Genomic DNA, 879 nt, shown 5'->3' on the forward strand with positions numbered 1-879 from the left:
CATAACGATTTTTGTTCATGGCTCCTCTACAAAAAATAGCAAGCTCTTCATTGCGTGCCCCCATCTTCACTGCTGAGGAAGGAGGCGGGTCTTGGCGTCATTCATATCCATCGTGACCAGCACCGAGCAGACCAATGCCAGCGACGCAGCCCTCTGTGGATCTATGCGGACGTGAATCTTTAAATAACTACGACATAAATAAAAGCGAAAAAATATGTACAATAAATTTCGAAAAAATCGAACAAGAGACGGCAATGACCTTAAAGCAACTCGAAGCGTTCTATTGGGCGGCCACCTGTGCCAACTTTGGAATCGCGTCCGAACGCCTGCATTTATCGATATCTTCGCTTTCCAAGCGAATTTCAGAGCTGGAACTATCGCTCGGGATTTCCCTCTTCGACCGCAGCGGCCACCGGGCCATGCTCAGCGAAGCAGGCCAGGCCCTGCTCCCGCAAGCGCAAGCCCTGCTTGATAACGCTGCTAGAGTGCGCGCCACCTTTGCTCCCTCCGTTGGCCTGGTTGGTCGTTGCGCCTTTGGTGTTGGAGAACTAAGCGCCCTTACCTGGCTGCCGCAATTCATGGTTCAAGTCCGGGCACGACATCCCAAACTGGTGCTTGAGCCCTATGGCCCGCGTGCTCGACCGCGAGGATTATGCCGGCTGCCCGGATTTTCAGGATGGCGATTTGAAGCTCAAGGAAGTGCTGGTCGGGCAGTGGGCCGGATTCGTCTTCATCAATATGGACATGAACGCCGAACCGCTGCTCGACTACCTGGCGCCGGTGCCGGAGATCACCGACTGCTTCGAGTTCGGGAAGATGCGCTACCGCTGGTACAAGTCGATCCGGCTGCCTGCAACGGAAAGGGCGCTCGAAGCGTAA

The 879-nt window shown here is 54.7% G+C and carries 1 protein-coding gene and 1 pseudogene; both read left to right on the forward strand.

Annotation, left to right across the window (positions count from 1 at the left end; translation table 11 throughout):
• Nucleotides 1-254: 254 nt before the first annotated feature.
• Nucleotides 255-626: pseudogene (locus I5W_RS29380) on the forward strand (LysR family transcriptional regulator); the annotation flags it as partial.
• A complete protein-coding gene (locus I5W_RS04000; RefSeq protein WP_044528269.1) occupies nt 625-879 on the forward strand; it encodes a hypothetical protein in 255 nt (84 codons plus the stop codon). The pseudogene I5W_RS29380 and the gene I5W_RS04000, both read left to right, overlap by 2 nt.

It is taken from the genome of Herbaspirillum sp. B65 (assembly GCF_000333555.1).
In the GTDB taxonomy this organism is placed as follows: domain Bacteria; phylum Pseudomonadota; class Gammaproteobacteria; order Burkholderiales; family Burkholderiaceae_D; genus Herbaspirillum; species Herbaspirillum rubrisubalbicans.

Excerpts from the sequence above, each read along its gene's own strand:
- I5W_RS04000 (WP_044528269.1), top strand. The coding sequence starts at position 625 with ATGGCCCGCGTGCTCGACCGCGAGGATTATGCCGGCTGCCCGGATTTT.